Genomic DNA, 23,736 nt, shown 5'->3' on the forward strand with positions numbered 1-23,736 from the left:
CCCAGTGCCCGGTGCGTTCCCGCAGCAGCCGGATCGCCGCCATGGACGCGGCGTCGGGCACCTGGATCATCTCGTCGATCACCTGCGGCACGAACGACGGTTCCACCCGCGGGCGGCCGATTCCTTCGATGCGCGAAGGCATTCCGGTGCTGTAGTCCATCGCGCCGGTCTCCCAGGCACCGAAGAACGACGAGTTCTCCGGGTCGACCACGCAGATCTTCGTGGTGTGCCTGCGATAGCGGACGTACCGGCCGAAGGTGGCGCTCGTCCCGCCGGTACCGGCGCCGACGACGATCCACGACGGCACCGGATGCCGCTCCAGCTTCATCTGCGCGAACACCGACTCGGCGATGTTGTTGTTGCCACGCCAGTCCGTGGCGCGCTCGGCGTAGGTGAACTGGTCCAGGTAGAACCCGTTGGGCTCCGCACCGAGCCGCTCGGCCTCGGTGTACATCTCGGCCGGGATGTCGACGAAATGGCAGCGGCCACCGTAGAACTCGATGAGCTGCACCTTCTCCTGACTGGTCTTACGCGGCATCACCGCGACGAAGTCCAGCCCGAGCATCCGCGCGAAGTACGCCTCGGAGACCGCGGTCGAGCCGCTGGACGCCTCGATCAGCGTGGTCTCCGGCCCGATCTGCCCGTTGACCAGCGCGTACAGCAGCAGCGAGCGGGCCAGCCGGTGCTTGAGCGAACCGGTGGGGTGCACCGACTCGTCCTTGAGGTAAAGGTCGATGCCCCATTCCGGCGGCAGCGGGAAGACGTGGAGATGCGTGTCGGCGCTGCGGTTCGCGTCCGCCTCGATCAGCCGGACGGCTTCGCGGACCCAGGCCCGGTTCACTCCTGCTCGCTCGACTGCGAGACCGGTTCGGTCTCTTCAGCAGCGGGCTCCTCCTCGCCCCGGAGCTGCGCGCGCAGCTTCGCGCGCTCGCGCGCACGACGCTCGTTGCGCGCGGCGAGGCCGGCGGTGACACGGACGTTGAGCTTGCGGAAGACGAGCAGCCCGATCGGCAGCCCCACCACGATGCCGACCGCGAGCGCGACCAGCAGCGGGACCTTCAGCAGCACCAGGATGGCGGCGACGACCGCGATGAGGCCGAACCGCGCCAGCAGGTAAAGGGTCAGGTCACGGGCCAGGTGGTGTCGTTCGCTCACGGCCTCCAAGGCTACGCGCCGCCTTCCGGCGGTTCGTCGAGACCGTTGTTGTTGGGCCTGCCCTCGAACCTGGTGGACAGCACGACCGTGGTGCGGGTGCGGGCCACCCCGCCGATGCGGCGGAGCCTGCCCAGCGTCCGTTCGAGATCGTCCACCGTGCCCACCCTGACCTTGACCACGAACGCCTCGTCTCCCGCGACGGCGTAGCAGCTTTCGACCTCCGGGAGCTCGCTCAGCGCCTCGGCCAGGTCGTCGTTCTCCGCGACATCGGTGGGCTGGATGCCGACCAGCGCGGTGACCCCGAGCCCGACTGTGCTCGGATTCACGACGGCGTGGTAGCCGGTGATCACGCCGGCGGACTCCAGTTTGCCGACCCGCTCGTGGACCGAGGACGCGGACAGCCCTACCGTTCTGCCGAGCTCGGCGTAGGTCGCCCTGCCGTTGAGGCGCAGCGCCGCGATGATCTTGCGATCCAATGCGTCCACAGTGGTCACCTTAGCCCTGTCCAGGCTGGGCGATTTGTCCCTTACTACCTCTTTACTCTTCGACAACCGTTCGAGTACCTGACGGGTGAGATGCAACGATTGCCGTGTTGGTATTCCGGGGCGAACTGCCTCCGGTATAGCACTGAGGTCGTTAAGGAGGCGGAAAATGACCGCAACCGTTGGAGGGCGCCTGCTGACGCCCGGCGAGGTCGCAGCATTGTTCCGGGTGGACCCGAAAACCGTGACGCGCTGGGCGACGGCGGGACGTATCGGCTCCATCCGCACCCCCGGCGGGCACCGCCGGTTCCGGGAGTCCGAGGTCAACGAACTGCTCGCCGAGCTGACCACGGACGCCAGTGAGCCGACCCGCGGCTGAGGTTCGGTAAAGAGCAAGACCCGCGGCCCGGTCGCATCCCACGCCCGCACGAGCGGCTTCCGCCGCCCGGTGCGGGCAGGCCGGATGCGGGTGTCCCTTCCGGACACAGCCGGAAGCCGCGGGCCCAGCGCGGTGCCCGCGCCCACCGCCCGGGAACCCGACAAAAGGACTACCCTCACCAAGAGCAGTCCTCGCGTCGCCAGCACTCGGAAGGGGGCGAGCATGATCTACCTGCTCGCAGCGGTCGGAGCGCTCACCATCGCCGTCCTGTTGTGGCGCGCGTTCGCGCCGGAGCGAGTCGGCGTGGCCTCCCGGCAGGCCCCGATCGCCCCCGACGACGACCCTGATTTCCTGCGCAAGCTCGGTGAACAGCAGCGCCGCGAAGACGAAGACGGCTGAGTCGCCCTTTACCTTCGCTTTCGGTGATCCGGTTACTTCCCTGGGAAAGCGTCGGCCATCGCGGCCGCGAGTTCCAGCAACGCCATCCGCGTGTCCGGCTCCAGCCGGTCCAGTTCGATCTCCGCGCCCTCTTCCAGATGCGGGTCGAACGGGATCCGGCAGACCGCCCGCGACCGCGCTTCGAAATGCGCGGCCAGCTTGTCCAGATCCACCGAGCCCGCCTTCGGGCGCACCGAGTTGATCGTGACGATCGAGCGTTTCACCAGGTCGCCGTAGCCGTGCGCCTCCAGCCAGTCGATCGTGGCCGAGGCGCTGGTGGCGCCGTCCACCGAGCCCGAGGAAACCACGACCAGCGCGTCCGCGGAATCCAGCACGCCCTTCATCGCCGAATGCATCAGGCCCGTGCCGCAGTCGGTGAGCACGATGTTGTAGTAGTGCTCCAGCAGGCTCACCGTGCGCAGGTAGTCGACCTCGGAGAACGCCTCCGAAACGGCCGGATCCTGTTCACTGGCAAGGATTTCCAGCCTGCTCGCGCCCTGTGACGTGTACGCCCGCACATCGCTGTAGCGGGTCATCTTGTCCGCGTCGCGCAGCAGATGCCGGACCGTGGCCGTGGTCTCGATCGGGATCTTCTGCGACAGCGTGCCGCGGTCCGGGTTCGCGTCGACCGCGATCACCCTGTCCCCGCGCAGCGAAGCGAACGTGGCGCCCAGCGTGGTGGTGATCGTGGTCTTGCCGACGCCGCCCTTGAGGCTGAGCATGGCGATCTTGAACGACCCGCGCAGCGGCTGGTTGATCCGCGCGATCAGCTCGCGCTGACGACGCTCGCCGGGACTCTCACCGGGGTTCACCAGTTTCCCGGTGCCGAGGTACAAAGCCTTGCGCCACCCCGATTTCGGCGTGCGCTTTGGCGCCTGCACGCTCGGCAGCTCCGGCGCGCGGCCGCGCGAAGGCTGCGGTAGCGGCGGGTACGCCGACTGCGGCGGCTGCAGCGGCGGCAGGTTCGGGTCGTACCCCTGCTGCTGCGGGTACTGCGGCTGCCGTCGCGGCGGCTGGGCCGGGTGCGGGGTGGAATCCGTGCGCTCGTCCGAAAACCAGGGGTCGCGCGGTTGGTTCATCAGCCAACCCCGGCGTACGAATGCAAGCCCGTCGTGACCAGGTTGACGAAGAAGAGGTTGAACACGGTGACCGCGAAGCCGAGCGTGTTGATCACCGCCGCGCGCGTGCCGCGCCAGCCTGCCGTCGCCCGCGAGTGCAGGTACGCCGCGTAGACCACCCACGCGACGAACGCGGTGGTCTCCTTCGGGTCCCAGCCCCAGAACCGGCCCCAGGCCGACTCGGCCCAGATGGCACCGCAGAGCACGCCGAAGGTGAACAGCGGGAAGGCCAGGATCGTGGTGCGGTAGGCCACCCTGTCCAGCACGTCCGCGGCAGGCAGCTTGGAAGCGAAGCGGGCGAACTTGCCGTTGCGCTCGTAGGCCGACCGGAACAGGTAGAAGATGCTCGCGATGCCCGGCACCAGGAAGATGCCCGACGAGGTGGCCGCCGCGGACACGTGGATCACGAGCCAGTAGGACTGCAGCGCGGGCACCACCGGCGCGGCGACCGTGTAGAGCAGGGTGCCGCCGATGAACATCAGGATCACGATCGGCAGCAGCATGAACCCGGACAGGTGCCGCACCGCGAACTTGCGGATCACCAGCAGCCAGGTCACCACGGCGATGAACGTCACCGCCATGATGTATTCGTACATGTTGCCCCACGGCACGCGGTGGGTCGCGAGCCCGCGAAGCAGCAGCGCGGAGAAGTGCAGCAGCACGCCGAGCACGAGCAGCGCGGCGCCCATCCGGCCGATCCGCTCCGCCCTGTCGCGGCGGCCGGAAGACCGGGCCGGGGTGACGGGCTCCGTGGTGACCTCGGTGGTGGAGGGGCCGCCGGCACCGGCCAGCTCACGCACGCGGGTGCGTTCCGCCGCCTGCCTGCCCTTCGCCCCGAACGACTGCTCGATCAGGAAGAACACGAGTGCCAGCACGTAGATCGCGGTCGCGGTGGTGTAGGACCAGTCGCTGTACTGCGACAACGTTTCATTGACCGGCATTCTTCGTCCTTCTCTTCCCCGTGACCAGTTCGTCCGCGATCCGGACGAACTCCTCGCCGTATCCCGCCTGGTCGGTGCGGGCCAGTCCACCCACAGCCACCACGGTACCGGCTCCGCCCTCGTTCGCAGGGCTGACCCGCAGCCACACGCGACGGCGTTTGACCAGCAATGAAGCACCGAGCCCGAGCAGCATCGCGACCGCGAAGACCAGGACGTAGTCCTGCGTCGGGTCGTGTGAAACCTGCAGCGACACCCAGCGCTGGGCGCCGTCGAAGGTGATCTTGGTGCCGTCGGCCAGCGTCAGCGACTGGCCCACCGCCAGGTTCTGGCGGGCGACCTGCTTGAGCCTGCCGTCGTCGACCATCGACTGGTCGACCTCGAAGATCGACTGTCCCTTGCCGGAGTCGAGGCCGAGATCGCCCTGCAGCACGTCCACCGCGACCATCGGGTTGGTCATCGAAGCCGAGGTCGACGTGAGCACCCCGCCGTGCACCAACGCGGTCGGCGCGAACAGCCCGGTGATCGCGAGCTGTTTCGTGCGGCGTTCGGCGGCGTCGGTGACGCCGGGCGGGTCGAACTTCGTGGCGCCCTCGGACAGCTGCGTCGTCGTGTCCGCCGGACGCCACTGGGTCTTCTGGGTGCGGGTCTCGCCGTTGGGGTAGGTCACCGTGAAGATCGGCGTGTACCCGTTGCCCAGCAGGTAGACGCGGTCCCCCGCGGTGCGCAGCGGCGAGTTCACCTCGAGCAGGTAGGGCTTCCAGGTGTTGTTCGCGAGGTCTTCGCCGGACTGGTACTCGATGTTCGACTTGTAGGCCACCGGCTCGCCCGCCGCGGTGTACTCGGCGGAGAAGTCGTTGACCTTGACGCAGAACTGGTCGAGCTGCGTGCCGTCCACGCGCAGGCCGGGATTGAACGAGTCGTAGGCGTAGACGCCGGAGTTGCAGAACTGCGAGCCGTCGGCCTGCACGATGACCTGGCCGTCGTAGCTGTACAGCTTGCCGAGCGCGAAGGCGATGATCAGGCCGAGCATCGCGAAGTGGAAGATCAGGTTGCCGGTCTCGCGCAGGTAGCCGCGTTCGGCGCTGATCGTGCGGACGCCGCCGTCCTCTTCGCGCTCGACGGTGCGCCAGCCCTTGAGCCGCCGGCGCGCGCTCTCGAGCACCTCGTCCGGACTGCGCTCGACGGTGGCCTCGCGGAAATGCGGCATGCGCGAAAGGTTCCGCGGGGTGAGCACCGGCTTCGCCCGCATGGAACGGAAGTAGTCGAAGCTGCGCGGCAGCAGGCAGCCCACGAGCGAGACCATCAGCAGCAGGTAGATCGCGGAGAACCAGACGCTGGAGTAGACGGTGAAGAACTGCAGCCGGTCCAGCAGGGTGCCCCACCAACCGTGGTCGGTGATGTACTGCGCGGTCTTGTCCGGGTTCAGCGCGCGCTGCGGCAGGAGCGCGCCGGGCAGGGCGGCCAAAGCCAGCAGGAACAACAGGATCAGCGCGGTGCGCATCGACGTGAGCCCGCGCCAGATGTTGCGCAGGAACGCGAGTACGCGCCGCAACGGCGTGGCCCGGTACGGCTTCTTCGGCTCCGGCGGGGCTTCGGTGGCGGTCATAGCGGGAGCACCGTGTCCGTCACGAAGGCGTTGCGCATCCAGCCCATCAGATCTCCCCACAGGCCGGTGACGAGCAGCACACCGACCAGCAGCAACAGCCCACCGCCGAACAGCTGCACGCGGCGGCCGTTGCGGCGCAACCACTCCGTGGCCCGCACGGCCCAGCGCGCGCCGAGCGCGATGAGCAGGAACGGCAGCCCGAGCCCGAGGCAATAGACGAGCACGAGCAGGAATCCGCGTGCGCCCGCGCTCCCGCTGGCCGTGGCCATCGCCAGCACGCCGGACAGCGTCGGGCCGATGCACGGCGTCCAGCCGAGACCGAAGACCGCGCCGAGGAGCGGGGCGCCGAGCAGGCCGCCGCGCGGCACGCGGTGGAAGCGGACGTCCTTCTGCAGCGCGGGAATCAGGCCGAGGAACACCAGCGCCATCGCGATGGTGACCACGCCGCCGATGCGCTGCAACAGGTCCTCGTTGCCGAGCATCGCGTCGGCCAGCCACACGAGCGTGCCGAGCCCGGCGACGAAGACCACGGTGAAGCCGAGGACGAACAGCCCGGCCGCGCCCACAACGGCGTAGCGGCCCTTCTTGCGCTCCTCGTCCGCGCTCACCGCAGGCGCTTCGGCACCGACCAGCGCGGCCAGATAGGCCAGGTAGCCGGGGACGAGCGGGACCACGCACGGCGAGGCGAAGGAGAGCGCGCCGGCGACGAGAGCGACTCCCGCGGCGAGCAGTAGCGGCCCGGAGGTCGCCAGCTCAGTCACAGAGGAGTTCACCCTGCTGAGGGTAAGCAGTGAGTTTCACGTGAGCTCTTCGGGTCCCCGCTCAGCAGGGCGAACGCGATCATCCCGCGGCCAGTTGCTGCACCAGCGGCTGGATGTCGCTCGCCAGCAGACTGCGCAGGTAGACGGCCGCCACACGCTGGTCCTTGTCGATGACGATCGTCGACGGCACGACGTTCACCGGGTACCCGTGCAGCTGCAGCAGGGAGCGGCCCGGCGGGTCGTAGATCGACGGGTACGTGAGGCCGCGGTCGCGGATGAAGTCCTGCGGGGCGGACCTGTCGTCGTCTCGCACGTCGAGGCCCAGCACCTGCACCCCGGACGCCTGCGTTGCCTGGTAAAGCTTCTCCATCTCGGGCGACTCGGTGCGGCACGGCGCGCACCATTGGCCCCAGATGTTCAGCACGACGACCTTCCCCTTGTAGTCCGAGAGCGAGATCGTCTTGCCCTCGTTCATCAGGTCCTCGCCGGAGAGGTTCGGGATCGTCTTCCGGTCCATGACGTTGTAGGTGATGTCCGTCTTGCCGCCGGGCGAGGTGAACTCGAAGGTGCTGCCCTGGCTGACCGCGTCCTTGCCGGTGCTGCAGCCCGCCAGCGCGAGCACCGCGGCGAGCGCGACGACGAGCTTGCGTTTCATGCGCCGGTCACCTTCGGGTCCGTGCTGCCCGCCGGCTCGCTGTAGACGATGTCCACGAGCTCCTCGCCGTTGAAGACGAGGCTGGTGAGCGAAGCCAGCGAGCACTGGCGGCGCCGAGGGTCGTGCCAGAGCGCTTTGCCTTCGAGGAACCGGCGCAGCGTCCAGATGGGCAGCTGGTGTGAAACGCACAACGCCTCGTGGCCCTCGGCCACGGCGCGCGCCCGGTACACCGCACCCAACATGCGGTGCGCGATCTCGAGGTACGGCTCGCCCCAGGAAGGGCGAAAAGGGTTGCGCAGCTTGGACCAGTGCTGCGGCTGGCGCAGCGCGCCGTCGCCGACGGAGACCCGCTGGCCCTCGAAATCGTTCGCCGCCTCGATCAGCCGCTCGTCGGTCCGCACGTCGAGCCGGTGCGCGCCGGCGATCGGCGACGCCGTCTCCTGCGCGCGCTGCAACGGGGACGCGACGACGTGCACGATGTCATGTCCCGCAACGGCTTCCGCCACCGTGAGCGCCTGGCGCTGGCCACGCTCGGAGAGCCGGAAACCGGGCAGGCGGCCGTAGAGGATCCGTTCCGGGTTGTGGACCTCGCCGTGCCGGAGCATGTGCACGATCGTGGTCACTGGGTGGCCTCCGCGGCGGCCCTGGCGGCCGCGGGCAGCGCGGCTTCGATGATCTCGAACGCGGCGTCGTCCATCGCGGCGTTCACGAACCACGCTTCGAACGGGCTCGGCGGGCCGTAGACACCCGCGTCCAGCAACGCGTGGAAGAACGCGGGGAATCGCCACGTATGGGAGTTCGTCGCGTCGTGGTAGTTCCGCACCGGCTCCTCGGTGAAGAACACCGTGATCAGGTTCCCGGCGTACGCGACGTGGTGCGCCACGCCCGCCGTGGAGAGCGCCTCGGTGAACAGCGCGCCGAGGCGTTGCGAGTTCTGGTCCAGGGCCCGGTAAACGCCGTCGTCCGCCGCGCGCAGCGCCGCGAGGCCGGAAGCGACCGCCACGGGGTTCCCGGACAGCGTGCCCGCCTGGTAGACCGGGCCGCCGGGCGCGAGCCTGGCCATCACGTCGGTGCGGCCGCCGAAGGCCGCGGCGGGCAGCCCGCCGGACATGACCTTGCCGAACGTGTACAGGTCGCCCGGCACGCCTTCGAGGCCGAACCAGCCCGAGCGCGAGACCCGGAAGCCGGTCATCACCTCGTCCATGATCAGCAGCGCGCCGTGCTCGTGCGCCAGTTCCAGCAGCCCGGCGTTGAAGTCCTCGAGCGGGGCGACCGCGCCCATGTTGCCCGCCGCGGCCTCGGTGATGATCGCCGCGATCGAGTCCGGGTTGTCCACAAAGGACTGCCGGACGGCCTCGAGGTCGTTGTAGGGCAGCACGATCGTGTCCGCCGCCTGCGCGCCGGTGACCCCGGGCGAGGTGGGCAGGCCGAGCGTGGCGACCCCGGAGCCCGCCTGCGCGAGCAGCGCGTCGACGTGCCCGTGGTAGCAGCCGGCGAACTTGATGATCTTGCTCCGGCCGGTGAACCCGCGTGCCAGCCGGATCGCGCTCATCGTCGCCTCGGTGCCCGAGTTGACCAGCCGGACCTGGTGCACCGGGTCGACCCTGGTGATGATCTCCTCGGCGAGTTCGACCTCACCGGTGGTCGGCGTGCCGAACGACAGCCCGGAGGCCGCCGCCTCGCGCGCCGCGGAGACCACCTGCGGATGCGCGTGCCCGAGGATCATCGGGCCCCACGAGGAGACCAGGTCGACGTAGCGATTCCCGTCGATGTCCCAGAGATAGGGGCCCTCGCCGCGGACCATGAACCGCGGGGTGCCACCCACCGAGTTGAACGCGCGCACCGGGGAGTTCACTCCGCCGGGCGTCACGGCGCTCGCGCGCTCGAACCATGCCTTGGACTGATCGACTCCGTGCGTCACGACTGCCAGTCTCCCAAAGACCGGGTCAGGCCTCGTTGAGGTGGGCTACGTAATCCTCGATCGTCTCGTCGCCGTCCTGCTTCTTCCGCTTCTTGCGGTGCCTGGCGCGGACCGCCAGCAGCACCTCCCGCACGGCCTCGACCAGCAGGATCGCGGCCAGCGTGCCCAGCCCGATGGCGCCGGCCATCCAGTTGCCGAGGTAGCGGGTGGAGGTGAGCGTGGTGCCGTCGGACAGGTTGACCGTGAGCGTTTTCACGCCCGCGTCCCAGCACCGGAAGGCGAACCACACGGCGACCGCGGCCACGACCACCTCGGCGAGAGCGATCAGCGCGCGCCACGGCCGGTGCAGTTTCGCGGGCGGCGGCTCCGGGGGCCACTCGACGTCGTCGTTCACGGTGACCAGACTCTCACGACTGCTTCAGCGCGGCACGCAGTGCTGTCACGTCCCGCGCCCAGGCGAGCACCACGGAGTCGTCGTCGAGCCGGATCGGCAGTTCGTCGTACTTGCGCGGGGCGCTCCAGCCGCCGCCGAGCACCCGCGCCCCGGTGGGCGCGCCGACGTCGTCCACCTCGGCGATTTCCTTCAGCGGCAAGGATTCCCGCCCCTGGACGAGCTCCGTCGTGGTGACGCGGACGGTGAGGAAGCGGCGCCGCGCCTGGATCCACGGTGCGGTGATGGCGGCCAGTCCGAGGCCGACGAGCACCCAGGCGACGGTGTGCGTCGCGCCCGTGGCGAGTTCCACGAGGTACCCGGCGACGGCGAACAGCGGGCCGTAGAGCAACGCCGTCCACTTCGCCCCGTACTCGACGAACCTCGTCTCGCTCACCGCGGCCTGCGGGTGACTTTCGGGAAGTACGGGTTGACGTTGGGCAGGTACATCAGCAGCAGGCCGACGAGGCCGATCACCGTGGCCAGCAGCGTGACGATGCTGGCGAACTGCACCGCCAGCTGGAACACGAGCGTGATCGCCATCAGCACGGTCAGCACGGTGCGCGCGGACCTGGTGCCCTGGCGGGCTTTCCAGGCGAACAGCACGTACAACGCCGCGAACGAGACCGCGCCGACGAGCACCACCGCGAACATCACGGTCATCCCGGACCGGATCTGGTCCGCGCTGACCGAGGTGTCGGTGTTGTTCTTGATCAGCTGGTCGATCAGCTGGTTACGGGCGACGAACATCAGCACGTAGCCGATGATGAACACGACGCCGGACGCGACCCAGAGCCAGAAGGACACCTGGACCGGCTTCGGTGGGTCGATCACCGGGACCTCGTCGCCGGGCAGCGCGGGGGCCGGCGGCAGCCCCTTGGCGCGGCGCTGGTCGTCCGATTCCGGCTCTTCAGGTGTGCTCACGCTGGAAGGATACTGTTTCGCGAAGCGGATCGGTTGAGGGCGGTGGCGGGCCGACGGGTGGGGTTAGTCCAGCCAGGCCGAAGCTTCGGTGGCCCAGTACGTGAGGATCATGTCGGCGCCGGCGCGGCGGATCGACCTGAGCACCTCGAGGATGGTGCGCTCGCGGTCGAGCCAGCCGTTCGCGGCGGCCGCCTCGACCATCGAGTACTCGCCCGAGATGTTGTACGCCGCAACGGGAACCGGCGAAACCTCGGCCGCCGCGCGCAGCACGTCCAGGTAGGACAGGGCCGGTTTGACCATGATGGCGTCCGCGCCCTCGGAGACGTCCAACTCGATCTCCCGCAACGCTTCACGCGCGTTGCCCGGCTCCTGCTGGTACGTCTTGCGGTCGCCCTTCAGCTGGGAGTCCACGGCCTCGCGGAAGGGGCCGTAGAAGGCGCTCGCGTACTTCGCGGAGTAGGCGAGGATCGACGTGTCCACGTGCCCGGCCGTGTCCAGCGCGGAGCGGATGGCGCCGACCTGGCCGTCCATCATCCCGCTCGGGCCGAGCATGTGCGCGCCCGCTTCGGCCTGCGCCACGGCCATCTCCGCGTACACCTTGAGCGTCGCGTCGTTGTCCACTCCGCCGTGCTCGTCCAGCACGCCGCAGTGGCCGTGGTCGGTGAACTCGTCGAGACAGGTGTCGGCCATCAGCACGGTGTCGTCGCCGAGCTCCGCGCGAAGGTCGCGCAGCGCGACGTTGAGGATCCCGTTCTCGTCGCAGCCGGCGGAGCCCACCGCGTCGCGTTTTGCCGGGATACCGAACAACATCAGCCCGCCGACACCCGCGCGCACCGCGTCGACGGCGGCTTTGCGCAAGGTCTCCCGCGTGTGCTGCACGACCCCCGGCATGCTCGCGATCGGCCGCGGCTGGTCGGCCCCCTCGGCGACGAACATGGGCAGAATCAGCTGGCGCGGCCGCAAGGTGGTCTCACTCACGAGCCGCCGCATGGCGGGAGTGGTGCGCAACCGGCGGGGACGATGCTCAGGAAACACGCGAACGACGGTACTCCCGCGCGAAAGGCCCCCGTTCCCAGGGGAACGAGGGCCTTTTCACCGCTACGAACTGCTACGAACGCCGCGTCCGCTTCGCCTTGCGTGGGGGCGGGAGCGCGCCTTCCGCGCGCAGCTTCGCGGCATGCGCGGCCAGCGCGTCGACCAGGTTCGGGATGTCCGCCTTCTCCGGCTGGACATCCACCCGCAGGCCGAACTCCACCGCGGTCTCCGCCGTCTTCGGGCCGATGCATGCGACGAGCGTCCGCGTGTGCGGCTTGCCCGCGATGCCGACCAGGTTCCGCACGGTGGACGACGAGGTGAAGCACACCGCGTCGAACCCGCCGGTCTTGATCATCTCGCGGGTCTCGGCCGGCGGCGGGGCCGCGCGCACGGTGCGGTAGGCCGTCACGTCGTCGACCTCCCAGCCGCGGTCGACCAAGCCCGCCGACAGGGTCTCGGTGGCGATGTCGGCGCGCGGCAGCAGCACACGGTTCACCGGGTCGAGGATGTCGTCGTACGGCGGGAACTCCGCCAGCAGACCTTCACTGGACTGCTCGCTCTTCGGGACCAGCTCCGGGTTGATGCCGAACGCGCGCACGCGCTCCGCGGTCGCTTCGCCGACGCAGGCGATCTTCACGCCCGAGAAGGCACGCGCGTCGAGCCCGAACTCCTCGAACTTCTCCCACACCGCGCGCACCGCGTTGGCGGAGGTGAACACGATCCACTGGTAGCGGCCGTCGACCAGGCCCTTGACCGAGCGCTCCATCTGCGCAGGGCTACGGGGCGGCTCGACGGAGATCGTCGGCACCTCGTGCGAAGTGGCGCCGTGGCTGCGCAGCCTGTCCGCCATCTCGCCCGCCTGCTCCTTGGTGCGCGGCACCAGGACCTTCCAGCCGTACAGCGCGCGCGACTCCCACCAGGACAGCTTCGAGCGGTGCCCGGCGGCCTCCCCGATGGTGACCACGAGCGGACCGACCAGCTCGCCCGCGTCCTGCGAGAGCGTGGCCAGCGTGCTGTCGAGGGTGCGCTGCGTGTTGATGGTGCCGTTGGACGTCACCGCGACCGGCGTGGTCGGGGCGAGCCCGTGCTCGACCAGCGCGCCCGCGGCCTCGGCCAGGTGGCTCGAAGTCGCGTGCAGCACGATCGGCCCCGGCGTCCCGGCCAGCCCGGCCCAGTTCACGTCACCGCGGACGTCCACCTCGGCGTGCGAGCCGCCGAGCGCGATCCCGGCGTACGCGGGCACCGCGATGCCAGGTCCGACCCCGGGCACGATCTCGAACACCGCGCTGGTCTTGGCGACGGCCTGCACCTCACCCACCACGGCGGGCAGGGTCAGCGGGTCGCCGCCGACGAGCCGGAGCACGAGGCGGCCTGCCTTGGCCTCGTTCGCCAGGTCCTTGGCGACCTCGCCGGGCTCACCGACCGCGGGCCGGACCTCGGCGTCCGCACTGGCTTCGGCGAGCACGCCGGCAGGCACGTCGGGGTCGGTCACCACGACCTCGGCCTTGGCGAGCAGTTCTTGGGCACGAACGGTCAACAGTCCGGCGTCGCCGGGGCCCGAGCCCACGAACGCGACGCGCCCAGCGGTATTCCGCGCGGGGGTCATCGTGTTTCTTTCTCCAGTGCGATCTTTGTCAACGTGAGTTGCGGCCGGGGCCGGACAGCGCGCCGGCTCCCAGGTCGAGCAGCTCCGCGGCCACGTCACGGCCGAGTCGCTCCGCTTCGCTCTTTTCGGCGAGCGCCGAGGCCTTGATCATTTCGACGGACTCCCCATCGAGTCCGGCGGCGGCGGTACCCCGCAGCGAGATGCGCTCGACGACCGAGCCGTCCGCGTCGAGGTCCTCCACCACTTCGGCCAGCGCTCCGACGGGCGCGCTGCAGCCGGCCTCGAGCGCGGCCAGCATGGCGCGCTCGGCCGTCACGGCGGCCCGTGTCGCTTCATCGTCCACAGTGGACTGAAGCAGGTGTTCGATGTCCACGTCGTCGACGCGGCACTCCACCGCCAGCGCGCCCTGCGCCGGCGACGGCAGCAGCTGGATCGGGTCCAGGGTCTCGGTGATCTTGTCGGCGAGGCCGAGGCGCACGATGCCGGCACGAGCCAGCACCACCGCGTCCAGCTCGCCGGTGAAGACCTTGTTCATCCTGGTCTCGATGTTGCCGCGGATCGGCACGACCTCCAGGCCGAGACCGAGCGCGCGCAACTGCGCGGACCGGCGCGCGGCGCCGGTGCCCACCTTCGAACCGGGCGGCAGCTCGCCCAGGGTCAGGCCGTCGCGGGCGATCAGCGCGTCACGCGGGTCTTCCCGCTGTGGGACGGCGGCGAGCACGATGCCGGGCTCGGGCGCCGTCGGCAGGTCCTTGTAGGAGTGCACGGCGACGTCGACCTGCTTGTGCAGCAACGCTTCGCGCAGCGCCGAGGTGTACACGCCGACGCCGAGCTCGGTGACCGGCGTCTGCTTGTCACGGTCGCCCGCGGTGGAGATCTTGACGATCTCGACGCTCTCCCCCGCCGCGCGCAGGGCGTCCGCGATCGTCTCGGCCTGGACCACGGCGAGCTTGCTGCCTCTGGTCCCGATCCTGATGGTTCGTGTCACTGGGTTTCACCGTCTGTCTTGGGCTGGGGACTGGGGCTGGCGACCACGGCGGGCGAAGCCGGGTCCAGCTCGAACAGCTCCCGCAGTGCGTTGGCGTAATCGGTGCCCTGCGCGTCGGCGGCCAGCTGCTTGACCCGCACGGTCGGCGCGTGCAGCAGCTTGTCCACGACCCGGCGCACGGTGCGCGCGAACTCGTCACGCACCCCGGGCTCGAGCTCGGGCAGCCGGTGGTCGAGCCGGAGCAACTCGGCGTCGACCACTTCGGCGGCCCGCTTGCGCAGCGCGGTCACGGTCGGGGTGACCGCGGCGCTGCGCTGGCCTGCCAGGTATTCGCGCACCTCGTCGAGCACGATGCCGGTGGCCCTGGCGATCTGCTTGGCGGAGGATGTCCCGCCGAGATCGTCCATCCGGCGCCGGACCGTCTCCAGGTCCACCACCCGCACGTCCGGCACGTCGGCGACGCCAGGGTGCACGTCGCGCGGCAGGCCGAGGTCGCAGATCACCAGCGACCGGCCTTCGCGCGGGAGAATGTGATCGGGGCGCAGCACGACGTCCTGCGCGCCGGTACAGCTGACCGCGAGGTCGGCCTCGGCGAGCCGCTCCGCCAGCTCGTCCATGCCCGCCGCCGTCGCGGGCACGCCCAGCTCGGTGATGTTGCCTGCCAGCCGCGTGGCGTTGCCCAGCGTGCGGTTCACCACCGTGATCCGGCCGATGCCCGCCTTGCGCAGCTGGCTCGCGGACAACGCGCCCATCGAACCGGCGCCGACGATCACCGCGTGCTTGCCCTCGACGTCGGAGGTCTCGCCCAGCGCCTCGGAAACCACCGAAGCGCCGAGGGTGTCCAGGCCCGTCTCGGTGTGGACCCGCTTGCCGACGCGCAGCGTGGTCTGGATCAGCTCGTGCAGGGTGCGCCCGACCGTGCCGGACTCGCGCGCGGTGGCGTAGGAGTTCCGCACCTGGCCGAGGATCTGCGTCTCGCCGACGACCATCGAGTCGAGGCCGGACGCCACCGAGAAGATGTGCTCGACGGCCGCGCCCGCGTAGTGCACGTACAAGTTGTCGTAGAGGTCCGCGGCCGCGCAGCCGGCGTGCCGCGCGAGCACCTCCGACACATCGGCCAGCCCGCCGTGGAAGGTCTCCACGACGGCGTAGACCTCGATCCGGTTGCACGTCGAGACGAGCATCGCCTCGTTCACGTGGGTGCCCTGCTGGAGCTGGTGCAGCACCTTGTCCAGCTCGTCCGCGCCGACCGCGGCACGTTCGAGCGTGCGCAGGTCCGCGGTGCGATAGGAAAGCCCGACGGCCAGGACAGACACTTGTTACCGCACCACCATTCCGTTGCCCACCTTGTGGGAGCCGTTCGCGTCGTCGGCGCGCCGGGCGACGTGGAAGGACAGGATCTGCAGCTCCACGGCGAGATCCACCTTGCGGACCTCGATGTGCTCGGGTACCTGGAGCACCACGGGCGCGAAGTTGAGGATGCACTGCACGCCACCGGAGACCAGCCGGTCGCAGACCGACTGCGCCGCCGTGGGCGGGGTGGCGATCACGCCGATGGAGATCCCGCGCTCCGAGCAGACCGCAGGGATGTCGTCCAGATGCGAAACCGGTATCCCGCCGACCGGGACGCCGACCAGGTCCGCGTCCACGTCGAACAACGCCTCGACGGGAAAACCCCTGCCGGGGAACCCGCCATAGTTTGCCAACGCGTGGCCGAGGTTACCGATTCCCACCACGGCCACCTTGTGCTGGCGGGTGAGCCCGAGCGTCCGCTCGATCTGGCCGACGAGCACCCGCACCTCGTAGCCGACGCCACGGGTGCCGTACGAGCCGAGGTACGAAAGGTCCTTGCGGAGCTTGGCGGAGTTCACGCCCGCCGCGGCCGAAAGCTCTTCGCTGGCGACCGTCGTGGCGCCCTGCTCGGCCATCGCGGACAGCACCCGCAGGTACACGGCCAGCCGCGCGACGGCGGCTTCCGGGATGGACTTGGCGCGGACCGGATCGGAGCCGTTCACGCCGACGGCGGGCATCTCCGCGGTGGGCGCGTTGTCGGCGTCGAGCGCGGGCGTGACAGCGGAGCCATTTCGCCGGCCACGCCGTGCCACCACGCTGGCCTCCTCATCCGACACGTCAAACGCCACTCGTAAAACTTCCCCTTGACCCGGCAAGCGAAGTCCGGTTTGATGCCGGGGCCGCGTGGGGGACCTGCAATACGGTAGCCACTTGTGAACGCAGGCACAAAGTCGCTGGTCGCGGGCATGACCAGAACCACACTCGGGGCTAAGCGGCGCTGAAAGTGATCGTCTGCCAGCCGGTGGCTCCGTCGGGTACGACGTCGGCGATCTCCTCGGTCTGGGTGTAGCCGGACTTGTCCGTGGCCCGCACGGTGACGGTGTGCGAGCCCTTGGCGGCGTCGAGCTGGGCCCACCACATGCGCCAGCTGTCCGTGTTGACCTCGGCCGAGAGCAGCGTCTCCTGCCAGGGCCCCTGGTCCACCCGCACTTCGACCTTCTCGATGCCGGTGTGCTGCGCCCACGCGATCCCCGCGACCCGGACCTTCCCCGGCACCACGGTCCCGTTCGCGGAGTCGATCCGGGATTCGGTCTTGATCGGCCCCTGCGCCGACCACCCGCGTTGCAGCCAGTACGCCTGTTTCGCGTCCCACGTCGTCAGCTCGAGGTCGGTCACCCACTTCGTCGCCGACACGTAGCCGTAGAGCCCGGGCACCACGAGCCGCGCCGGGAAGCCGTGCTCGATCGGCAGCGGTTCGCCGTTCATGCCGATCGCCAGCATCGCGCCGCGCCCCTTCTCCATCACCGTCGACACGGGCGTGCCCGCGCTGAACCCGTCCGAGCTGGTGGAGAACAGCTGCTCCGCCCCCTGCCGCACCCCGGCCTCGTCGAGCAGCTCCGCCAGGTCGACGCCGATGAACCGCGCGGTCGAGATGTACTCCCCGCCGACGGGGTTCGACACGCAGCACAGCGTGATGATCCGCTCGACCAGCGGCCGGGAACGGATGTCCTCGTAGGAGAAGGTGATCTCCTTGTCGACCATCCCGTGGATGCGCAGGCTCCAATCCTCGGTGCGCACCTGCGGCACGACCAGCGCCGTGTCGATCCGGTAGAAGTCGTTGTTCGCGGTGATGAAGGACGGCGTGCCGAACCTGGCGAAGTCCGCGTCCACCGGGACTTCGGGCGCGGGCTGGGCCGGCACCAGCGGGCCGACCGCGGCGCGCGAACCGCTCGCGTCCTTGCGCGTGCCGAGCCCCTGGCCGATCGCGCCGAGCACCCCGGCGCCGACAACGGTGATCAGGAAACTCCGGCGGCTGCCCGACAGGCCGCGCTCGGTCGCGCCGCGATGCAGGATCCGGAACACCGTGACCCCGGTGAGCAGGCTGACCGCGGGCGCGAAGAGCGCCGCCTGGCCGAGATCGGGCCGGAACCACACGGCCGCGATGCCGAGCACGCCGAAAGCACCGATGAACAATTGGCCCGGCAACGGGCGTTCGCGGGAGATCAGCCCGGCCACGACAGCCAGCGCGAGCATCACCACGGCCATCCCGAGCAGCAGCACGGTCTTGTCCGCGGTGCCGAACGTGCTCGTCGCGAATTCCTTGAGCCAGGCCGGAACCAGGTCGATCGCCGCGTTGCCGACGGCCAGGTACGGCGAGGCGTTGAACCCGACGAACGCCGCCACCAGATGCCCCGCCGCGAGCGCGGCCACCAGCGAAACCACGCCGATCAGCCCGGCGACCGGCGCGGGCAGCTTCGGTGGCGCCGGGGCGGGCGCGTCGTCCAGGTCCGTACTCACCTGTCCATTCTTCGCCCGCCCGTGGCGAAATCCCCGTCAGGAACCGCTTACGAGTGCCTTACGAAGCCGGTCCTCTTCGACCTTCCAGTACCCGTGCTCGACTCCGTCGATGAGGAACACCGGCACCCGGTCGCCGTACTCCGCGCGCCACTCCGGATCGGAGTCCACGTCCGCCTTTTCCCACGCGACACCGAGTTCGCCGCAGATCCGCGCGATGTCGGCCTCCGCCACCTCGCAGGCGTGGCAGCCCGCCCGGCTCATCACGGTCACTTGACTCATGACCGCAAACGTACGCGCCGCAGCTTCCCGGTCGCCGAATGCGGGAGTGACTCGGCGAATTCGATGCTGCGCGGCACTTTGTAGCCCGCGAGCCGGGCCGCGCAGTGCTCCACCACCTGCTGCTCCGACAACGAAGCGCCGGCCGAGGGCACCACCACCGCCTTCACCGACTCGCCGCTGCGCTCGTCGATCACGCCGACCACCGCGACCTCGGCGACCTCCGGCAACTGGGCGATGATCTCCTCGACCTCCTTCGGGAACACGTTGAACCCGTTCACGATGATCAGGTCGTTGGCCCGGTCCACCAGGTGCAGATCGCCGTCCACGTCGAGATAGCCGACGTCGCCGGTGCGGAACCAGCCGTCGGCGTCCGGCCCGTGGGCCCCGTCCGGCCAGTAGCCGGAGAACAGGTTTGCGCCGCGGATCGAGACCATCCCGGTACCCGCGTCGTCCTCGACGAACGCGTCGTCGAGGTCATCGGGATCCAGCGGCACTTCCTCGGCGAGCCCGTCCGAGCCGACCAGCCGCAGCTCGACGCCGGGCACCGGTCTGCCCACCGATCCGGGCTTCGCGTAGCCCGTGACCAGCGTGGACGTGACCACGGGGGCGGTCTCCGTCAGGCCGTAGCCCTCGAACACCGCCAGCCCGGCCTTCTCCCGGATCGCCGCCAGCACCTTGGGGTGCAGCGGCGCGGCACCGGAGTTGAGCAGCCGGACCGTGGCCAGCCCCTTCCGCAACGCTTCGGCTGGCTGCTCGGAGAACTCGTGGTACATCGCGGGCACGCCGCCGATCACCGTCACGCGCTGCGCCGCGCACACCTCCAGCGCCTTGGTCACGTCGAAGCGCTCGGCCAGCACGACCGTCGCGCCGACGGCCGTGGCGTGCAGGAGCCCTGGCCCGAGGCCGTAAACGTGGAAGAGCGGGATGGCGATGAACACCCTGTCCTGCTGCCCGAGCGTGTGCGGCACCTGCTTGACCTGCTCGAGGTTGGCCAGCAACGCGCGGTGCGACAGCATCACGCCACGCGGTGGCCCCGTCGTGCCCGAGGTGTACGACAACACGGCGATGTCCTCGCCGCCGCCCACGGACTCCAGCGGCTCTTCGTTGTCGCCCTCGGGCAGCTCGCCTTCTTCGGGGTCACGGCTGAGCACGAGCCGCGCGCCGCTGTGCTCCAGCACGGTGTCGAGCTCCGGCCGGGGAGCCAAGGGGGAAATCGGCACCGCGATCGCGCCGAGCCGCGTCACCGCGAACAGAGCGATCGCGAAATCGGCCGAAGTCGGCAGCCGCAGCACCACGCGGTCCCCGGGACCGACCCCGCGCGCGGCGAGTTCACGGGCCTGGCCGTTGACCACCGAATTGAGCTGCGACCAGCTGAAACCCGTCCCCGCGGTGGTGTCGACGAGAGCCACGGAGCCGGGCCGGTCGACGGCGGCACTGGCGAGCAGATCGGCGATGTTGCCCATGTCCCCAAGTGTCTCCCTTCCTCCCCCGTCATGGGGAAGCCGACGGATCGTCGCATTTCCGCAACCGACACCACTACCTACTTCCGGGTAACAACACGTATGCTGCTCTTCGCGCCGGAGTGGTGGTGATCACTCAGGTCGGGACAGAGGAGTCGCCGTGACGAACTGGCTGGTAGCACGCCCGGTCGGGCTGCACGTCGGCACGCTCGCGCGCCCGGTCGAGCGGGCGGAGGAGCAGCCCGCGGCCTGGGATCTGGTGCACGCCGCGCAGGAAGGGGACACCGCGGCCTTCGGCGCGCTGTACGACCGTTACGTCGACGTCGTGTACCGCTACGTCTACTTCCGGCTCGGCGACCGCGAGCTGGCCGAGGACATCACGAGCGAAACCTTCCTGCGGGCGCTGCGGCGGATCACGTCGGTCAGCTACCAGGGCCGAGACGTCGGTGCGTGGTTCATCACCATCGCCCGCAACATCGTGCTCGACCACGTGAAGTCCAGCCGTTACAAGCTGGAGATCGTCACCGACGAGGTGTCCGAGTCCGGCTCCGCGCCGTTCGCCGGGCAGACCGTCCCCGACGGCGGCCCGGAGCAGCAGGCGGTGTCGAGCGCGACCAGGGATGCGCTGCTCAAGTGCGTCGCCGAGCTCGGCGAAGACCAGCGCGAGTGCATCGTGCTGCGGTTCATCCAGGGCCTGTCGCTGACCGAGACGGCGCGGATCATGAAGCGCAACGAAGGGGCCATCAAGGCGCTCCAGCACCGCGCGGTGCGCAAGCTCGCCCAATTGTTACCCCCCACCTGGCGCTGAACTCCGTAACAAACCGGGCCCCTGGCTCGTTTCAGACGACGTGAACGTGCCCGGGTGGTCGGCGCGCGAACTTGAAGTGATTTCAGGTTTGCGCTCACTCGGTGACGCGACCCCGGACGCCGCGGCACGGGATCGGATCCGGAGCGGGATCCTGAACCGGCTCGACGAAGGGCAGCGCGGACCGAGCAGGCGACGGCGCGTGCTGGCCGAAGTGCTGGCCGCCGCCGTCGCTCTGGTGATCGCGCTCGGCGGAATCGGCCTGCTGCTGTCGAGGAACGCGCTGCCCGGCGACGCGTTGTACGGCGTCAAGCGAGCCGGGGAGACAGCGGAGCTGGGGCTCGCGTTCGGCGACTCCGCCAAAGCGCAGAAGCACCTGGAGTTCGCGGCCAACCGGCTGGACGAAGCGAAATCGCTGAGCCAGGGCGACGCCGAGGGCTACGCCGCCACGCTGGCCGATTTCCGACACGAAGCCACGGTCGGCACGTCGATGTTCACCGTGCTGGCCATGCAGGCGGGCGGCCCGTCGCTGGAGCAGCTGAGCAGCTGGGCCGCGCAGCAGAGCGTGAAACTCGCCTCGTTGCGGCCTTCCGTGCCCGCCGCGGCCACTGGCGAGTACACCTCTTCGGCTGAACTGGTCACCTCCATCAGCGATCGCGCGCAGGGCCTGCTGGACCGGCTCAACTGTTTCGAGATCACCACCGGCGTGCCGGACGGCCTCGGCGCCGTCCCCTCGACGAGCCCGTGCCAGCCCTCGTCCGACGCGTTCACCGGTGGTCAGCCTTCGGTGCCGGTACCTGCTCCGGCCGCCCCGTCGTCGGCTCCCGCCGCGCCGGTCATCACGAGTACGCAGGCCACAGTCCCTTCGAAGGCGAAACCGACCGAAGAACTGCCGCCCGCCAGCAGCAGCCCGACGCCCACCGCGGTCGGTCCGCCCATCAAGGCGCCGACCAGCGAGCCACTGCCGACGACCGTGCCGTGGACCCCGCCTGTACTGTCCATTCCGCCGCTGCTCCCCGGTCTTCCCGGGGTGGGGATCGGCTGAGGTCAATCGCTACCCTTTTCACGGAGACAACCGATTCAGGAGGCGGTCTGCGTGTGGCGCGGCAGGGGCAAGGGCCCGGAACTGGAAAGACTCGCCACGCTCGCCGGGGAGGCCTCGGCGGACGCAGCAGTCGCCATGGAATCGGTCCGGCTCGAGGGGGTCGAGCCACCGACGCCGCCCGCCCCACCGGACCTGACGGCCGCTGCGTTCTTCGACGTGGACAACACGATGATGATGGGCGCGTCGATCTTCCACTTCGCGCGCGGGCTGGCCGCGCGCAAGTACTTCACCACCTCGGATCTGGCCGGGTTCGCCTGGCAGCAGGTCAAGTTCCGGATCGGCGGCAGGGAGACCAAGGACAGCGTCAAGTCCAGCCGCGAACAGGCACTGTCCTTTGTGGCCGGTAAGACGGTGCGCGAGCTGACCGAGGTCGGCGAGGAGATCTACGACGAGCTGATGGCGGACAAGATCTGGTCCGGCACCCGCGCGCTCGCGCAGATGCACCTCGACGCCGGGCAGCGCGTCTGGCTGGTCACCGCCACCCCGGTGGAGCTGGCCGCGATCATCTCCCGGCGGCTCGGGCTGACCGGCGCGCTGGGCACGGTCGCCGAGCACGTGGACGGCGTCTACACCGGGCGACTGGTCGGGGATCTGTTGCACGGCAGGGCAAAAGCCCACGCGGTGCGCGCGCTGGCCGCACGCGAGGGGCTGAACCTGCGCCGCTGCACGGCGTACTCGGACTCCTCCAACGACGTGCCGATGCTGTCGGTCGCGGGGACGGCGGTGGCCGTCAACCCGGACGCGGGGTTGCGTGAAATCGCGCGCGCCCGCGGCTGGGAGATCCGCGACTTCCGCACCGGGCGCAAGGCCGCCAAGATCGGCGTGCCGTCGGTGCTCGGCGCAGGCGCGGTGGCCGGCGCCGTCGCCGCGGGAATGGCTTACCGGCGGCGCTAGAGGTCGATGACGACCTTGCCGTGTACGTGCCGCCCGGCCTGGATTTCGGTCGCGCGGCGGATCTCCTCGATCGGGAAGGTCGCCGCGATGGGCACCCGGAGGCGGCCGGCCGCGACCAGGCGGGCGATCTCCTCCAGCGCGCCGGGTTCGGCGTTCGCGCCGTTGGCGGCCGACACACCGTCGACCTGCGCGGCGATGGTGCAGATCCGGGCGTCCGGGACGCCGAGTTCCCTTGCGGTCAACACAGTTTCCGTCCCGTGCAGGTCGATGGCGGCGGTGACCCCGCCGGGCGCGAGTGCCCGGACCCGGTCGGCAAGGCCGTCGCCGTAGACGGCCGGCTCGGCTCCGAGGTCACGCAGGAAATCGGCCGACGTCGGCGATCCCGTCCCGATCACGCGCGCTCCCGCGATCCGGGCCAGCTGGACGGCGAACACCCCGACCCCGCCCGCCGCGCCGCCGATCAGCACTGTGTCGCCCGGGCCTGGTTCGACCACGGCGAGGGCGGCCGATGCCGTACGGCCGGCGATCGCGAGGGTCGCGGCGGTGCGGTCGTCGACGCCGTCAGGGGTGTGCTGGGCCTCGTTCGCCGCGGCCCCTTCGGCCGGGTCGATCACCACGAAGTCGGCCACCGCGCGGGACAGGGCGCCCCCGAACACCCGGTCGCCGGGCGCGAAGCCGGTCACCCCGGCCCCTACCTGATCCACCACTCCCGCGTAGTCGGTCCCGAACCCGGCCGGGAGGCTCAGGCCGAACCGGGCGGCGGTGTCCGCGTCGGCGGTCATGATCCAGTCCATCGGGTTCAGCCCGGCCGCGGTCACCCGCACCCGGACCTGCCCCTGGCCCGCCTGCGGGGCGGGAACCTCACGGACGTCCAGGACTTCGGGCCCGCCGAACGAATCGAGCCGGACCGCCCTGCCCGTTGATTGATCGCTCATGTACGCCTG

Annotated in this window: 27 protein-coding genes; 5 read left to right on the forward strand and 22 right to left on the reverse strand. The window is 70.0% G+C overall.

Features of this window, described 5'->3' with window-relative positions; translation table 11 throughout:
* From FPZ12_RS06160 to FPZ12_RS06170, 3 genes are all read right to left on the reverse strand, one after another.
* A partial coding sequence (locus FPZ12_RS06160) for a PLP-dependent cysteine synthase family protein (protein ID WP_150980195.1) occupies nt 1–841 on the reverse strand: 841 nt, incomplete at its 3' end.
* Entirely contained in the window at nt 838–1,155 is a 318-nt protein-coding gene (locus FPZ12_RS06165; protein WP_144754295.1) for a DUF4229 domain-containing protein, read from the reverse strand. The genes FPZ12_RS06160 and FPZ12_RS06165, both read right to left, overlap by 4 nt.
* A gap of 11 nt (nt 1,156–1,166) precedes the next feature.
* Nucleotides 1,167–1,640 (reverse strand): Lrp/AsnC family transcriptional regulator, encoded by a 474-nt coding sequence (locus tag FPZ12_RS06170; RefSeq protein ID WP_144754292.1) that lies wholly within the window; start codon nt 1,638–1,640, stop codon nt 1,167–1,169.
* Nucleotides 1,641–1,806: 166 nt separating this feature from the next.
* Between FPZ12_RS06170 and FPZ12_RS06175 the strand changes: the two genes are divergently transcribed.
* On the forward strand, nt 1,807–2,016 hold the full coding sequence (locus FPZ12_RS06175; RefSeq protein WP_139095352.1) for a BldC family transcriptional regulator: 210 nt from the start codon (nt 1,807–1,809) through the stop codon (nt 2,014–2,016).
* Between the two features lie 222 nt (nt 2,017–2,238).
* Nucleotides 2,239–2,415: a hypothetical protein gene (locus tag FPZ12_RS45480; RefSeq protein ID WP_166462596.1), complete on the forward strand. Its 177-nt coding sequence runs from the start codon at nt 2,239–2,241 to the stop codon at nt 2,413–2,415.
* Between the two features lie 32 nt (nt 2,416–2,447).
* On the opposite strand, the gene FPZ12_RS06180 is transcribed toward FPZ12_RS45480, so the two are convergent.
* From FPZ12_RS06180 to FPZ12_RS06265, 18 genes are all read right to left on the reverse strand, one after another.
* A complete protein-coding gene (locus tag FPZ12_RS06180) occupies nt 2,448–3,533 on the reverse strand; it encodes a MinD/ParA family ATP-binding protein (protein ID WP_144754289.1) in 1,086 nt (361 codons plus the stop codon).
* A complete protein-coding gene (gene ccsB, locus FPZ12_RS06185; protein ID WP_144754286.1) occupies nt 3,533–4,513 on the reverse strand; it encodes a c-type cytochrome biogenesis protein CcsB in 981 nt (326 codons plus the stop codon). Before ccsB ends, FPZ12_RS06180 begins: the two co-directional genes overlap by 1 nt.
* Nucleotides 4,500–6,119 carry a cytochrome c biogenesis protein ResB gene (gene resB, locus FPZ12_RS06190; RefSeq protein ID WP_144754283.1) on the reverse strand — a complete coding sequence of 540 codons (1,620 nt, stop codon included), beginning with the start codon at nt 6,117–6,119 and terminating at the stop codon, nt 4,500–4,502. Before resB ends, ccsB begins: the two co-directional genes overlap by 14 nt.
* Complete coding sequence (locus FPZ12_RS06195; RefSeq protein ID WP_144754281.1) at nt 6,116–6,892, reverse strand: cytochrome c biogenesis CcdA family protein; 777 nt, start codon at nt 6,890–6,892, stop codon at nt 6,116–6,118. Before FPZ12_RS06195 ends, resB begins: the two co-directional genes overlap by 4 nt.
* A 67-nt stretch (nt 6,893–6,959) precedes the next feature.
* Nucleotides 6,960–7,535 carry a TlpA disulfide reductase family protein gene (locus FPZ12_RS06200; RefSeq protein WP_144754278.1) on the reverse strand — a complete coding sequence of 192 codons (576 nt, stop codon included), beginning with the start codon at nt 7,533–7,535 and terminating at the stop codon, nt 6,960–6,962.
* Complete coding sequence (locus FPZ12_RS06205) at nt 7,532–8,158, reverse strand: histidine phosphatase family protein (RefSeq protein WP_144754275.1); 627 nt, start codon at nt 8,156–8,158, stop codon at nt 7,532–7,534. The genes FPZ12_RS06200 and FPZ12_RS06205 overlap by 4 nt, the downstream gene beginning before the upstream one ends.
* Nucleotides 8,155–9,456, reverse strand: coding sequence for a glutamate-1-semialdehyde 2,1-aminomutase (gene hemL / locus FPZ12_RS06210; RefSeq protein ID WP_144754272.1), 1,302 nt, complete (start codon nt 9,454–9,456; stop codon nt 8,155–8,157). The genes FPZ12_RS06205 and hemL overlap by 4 nt, the downstream gene beginning before the upstream one ends.
* 25 nt (nt 9,457–9,481) lie before the next feature.
* Entirely contained in the window at nt 9,482–9,850 is a 369-nt protein-coding gene (locus FPZ12_RS06215) for a hypothetical protein (protein WP_144754269.1), read from the reverse strand.
* Nucleotides 9,851–9,863: 13 nt separating this feature from the next.
* Entirely contained in the window at nt 9,864–10,283 is a 420-nt protein-coding gene (locus FPZ12_RS06220; RefSeq protein ID WP_144754266.1) for a DUF3093 family protein, read from the reverse strand.
* A complete protein-coding gene (locus FPZ12_RS06225) occupies nt 10,280–10,810 on the reverse strand; it encodes a hypothetical protein (RefSeq protein ID WP_243769692.1) in 531 nt (176 codons plus the stop codon). The genes FPZ12_RS06220 and FPZ12_RS06225 overlap by 4 nt, the downstream gene beginning before the upstream one ends.
* A 63-nt stretch (nt 10,811–10,873) precedes the next feature.
* On the reverse strand, nt 10,874–11,845 hold the full coding sequence (gene hemB, locus FPZ12_RS06230; protein ID WP_144754263.1) for a porphobilinogen synthase: 972 nt from the start codon (nt 11,843–11,845) through the stop codon (nt 10,874–10,876).
* A 73-nt stretch (nt 11,846–11,918) separates the two neighbouring features.
* Nucleotides 11,919–13,451 (reverse strand): bifunctional uroporphyrinogen-III C-methyltransferase/uroporphyrinogen-III synthase, encoded by a 1,533-nt coding sequence (locus FPZ12_RS06235; RefSeq protein WP_144754260.1) that lies wholly within the window; start codon nt 13,449–13,451, stop codon nt 11,919–11,921.
* Nucleotides 13,452–13,479: 28 nt separating this feature from the next.
* Nucleotides 13,480–14,439: a hydroxymethylbilane synthase gene (gene hemC / locus FPZ12_RS06240; RefSeq protein WP_166462597.1), complete on the reverse strand. Its 960-nt coding sequence runs from the start codon at nt 14,437–14,439 to the stop codon at nt 13,480–13,482.
* On the reverse strand, nt 14,436–15,755 hold the full coding sequence (locus FPZ12_RS06245; protein WP_144754257.1) for a glutamyl-tRNA reductase: 1,320 nt from the start codon (nt 15,753–15,755) through the stop codon (nt 14,436–14,438). The genes hemC and FPZ12_RS06245 overlap by 4 nt, the downstream gene beginning before the upstream one ends.
* Nucleotides 15,756–15,758: 3 nt before the next feature.
* Nucleotides 15,759–16,547: a redox-sensing transcriptional repressor Rex gene (locus tag FPZ12_RS06250; protein WP_144754254.1), complete on the reverse strand. Its 789-nt coding sequence runs from the start codon at nt 16,545–16,547 to the stop codon at nt 15,759–15,761.
* Between the two features lie 172 nt (nt 16,548–16,719).
* A complete protein-coding gene (locus FPZ12_RS06255) occupies nt 16,720–18,249 on the reverse strand; it encodes a molybdopterin-dependent oxidoreductase (protein ID WP_243769693.1) in 1,530 nt (509 codons plus the stop codon).
* A gap of 36 nt (nt 18,250–18,285) precedes the next feature.
* A complete protein-coding gene (locus FPZ12_RS06260; protein WP_144754251.1) occupies nt 18,286–18,528 on the reverse strand; it encodes a glutaredoxin family protein in 243 nt (80 codons plus the stop codon).
* Nucleotides 18,525–19,991, reverse strand: coding sequence for an AMP-binding protein (locus tag FPZ12_RS06265; protein WP_144754248.1), 1,467 nt, complete (start codon nt 19,989–19,991; stop codon nt 18,525–18,527). Before FPZ12_RS06265 ends, FPZ12_RS06260 begins: the two co-directional genes overlap by 4 nt.
* A 190-nt stretch (nt 19,992–20,181) precedes the next feature.
* Here FPZ12_RS06265 and FPZ12_RS06270 point away from each other — a divergent pair, with 190 nt between their 5' ends.
* The 3 genes from FPZ12_RS06270 (at nt 20,182) to FPZ12_RS06280 (ending at nt 22,792) form a co-directional block, all read left to right on the forward strand.
* On the forward strand, nt 20,182–20,796 hold the full coding sequence (locus FPZ12_RS06270; protein WP_243769712.1) for a sigma-70 family RNA polymerase sigma factor: 615 nt from the start codon (nt 20,182–20,184) through the stop codon (nt 20,794–20,796).
* A gap of 88 nt (nt 20,797–20,884) precedes the next feature.
* On the forward strand, nt 20,885–21,838 hold the full coding sequence (locus FPZ12_RS06275; protein WP_243769694.1) for a DUF5667 domain-containing protein: 954 nt from the start codon (nt 20,885–20,887) through the stop codon (nt 21,836–21,838).
* Between the two features lie 51 nt (nt 21,839–21,889).
* Complete coding sequence (locus tag FPZ12_RS06280) at nt 21,890–22,792, forward strand: HAD family hydrolase (RefSeq protein WP_144754239.1); 903 nt, start codon at nt 21,890–21,892, stop codon at nt 22,790–22,792.
* Here FPZ12_RS06280 and FPZ12_RS06285 read toward each other — a convergent pair.
* Nucleotides 22,789–23,727 carry an NADP-dependent oxidoreductase gene (locus FPZ12_RS06285; protein WP_144754236.1) on the reverse strand — a complete coding sequence of 313 codons (939 nt, stop codon included), beginning with the start codon at nt 23,725–23,727 and terminating at the stop codon, nt 22,789–22,791. The genes FPZ12_RS06280 and FPZ12_RS06285 overlap by 4 nt on opposite strands.
* Nucleotides 23,728–23,736 lie beyond the last annotated feature (9 nt).

It is taken from the genome of Amycolatopsis acidicola (assembly GCF_007713735.2).
Taxonomy (GTDB): Bacteria; Actinomycetota; Actinomycetes; order Mycobacteriales; family Pseudonocardiaceae; genus Amycolatopsis_E; species Amycolatopsis_E acidicola.

Excerpts from the sequence above, each read along its gene's own strand:
- FPZ12_RS06175 (WP_139095352.1), top strand. The coding sequence starts at position 1,807 with ATGACCGCAACCGTTGGAGGGCGCCTGCTGACGCCCGGCGAGGTCGCA.
- FPZ12_RS45480 (WP_166462596.1), top strand. The coding sequence starts at position 2,239 with ATGATCTACCTGCTCGCAGCGGTCGGAGCGCTCACCATCGCCGTCCTG.
- FPZ12_RS06180 (WP_144754289.1), bottom strand. The coding sequence starts at position 3,533 with ATGAACCAACCGCGCGACCCCTGGTTTTCGGACGAGCGCACGGATTCC.
- ccsB (WP_144754286.1), bottom strand. The coding sequence starts at position 4,513 with ATGCCGGTCAATGAAACGTTGTCGCAGTACAGCGACTGGTCCTACACC.
- resB (WP_144754283.1), bottom strand. The coding sequence starts at position 6,119 with ATGACCGCCACCGAAGCCCCGCCGGAGCCGAAGAAGCCGTACCGGGCC.
- FPZ12_RS06200 (WP_144754278.1), bottom strand. The coding sequence starts at position 7,535 with ATGAAACGCAAGCTCGTCGTCGCGCTCGCCGCGGTGCTCGCGCTGGCG.
- FPZ12_RS06235 (WP_144754260.1), bottom strand. The coding sequence starts at position 13,451 with ATGACCCCCGCGCGGAATACCGCTGGGCGCGTCGCGTTCGTGGGCTCG.
- FPZ12_RS06260 (WP_144754251.1), bottom strand. The coding sequence starts at position 18,528 with ATGAGTCAAGTGACCGTGATGAGCCGGGCGGGCTGCCACGCCTGCGAG.
- FPZ12_RS06265 (WP_144754248.1), bottom strand. The coding sequence starts at position 19,991 with ATGGGCAACATCGCCGATCTGCTCGCCAGTGCCGCCGTCGACCGGCCC.
- FPZ12_RS06285 (WP_144754236.1), bottom strand. The coding sequence starts at position 23,727 with ATGAGCGATCAATCAACGGGCAGGGCGGTCCGGCTCGATTCGTTCGGC.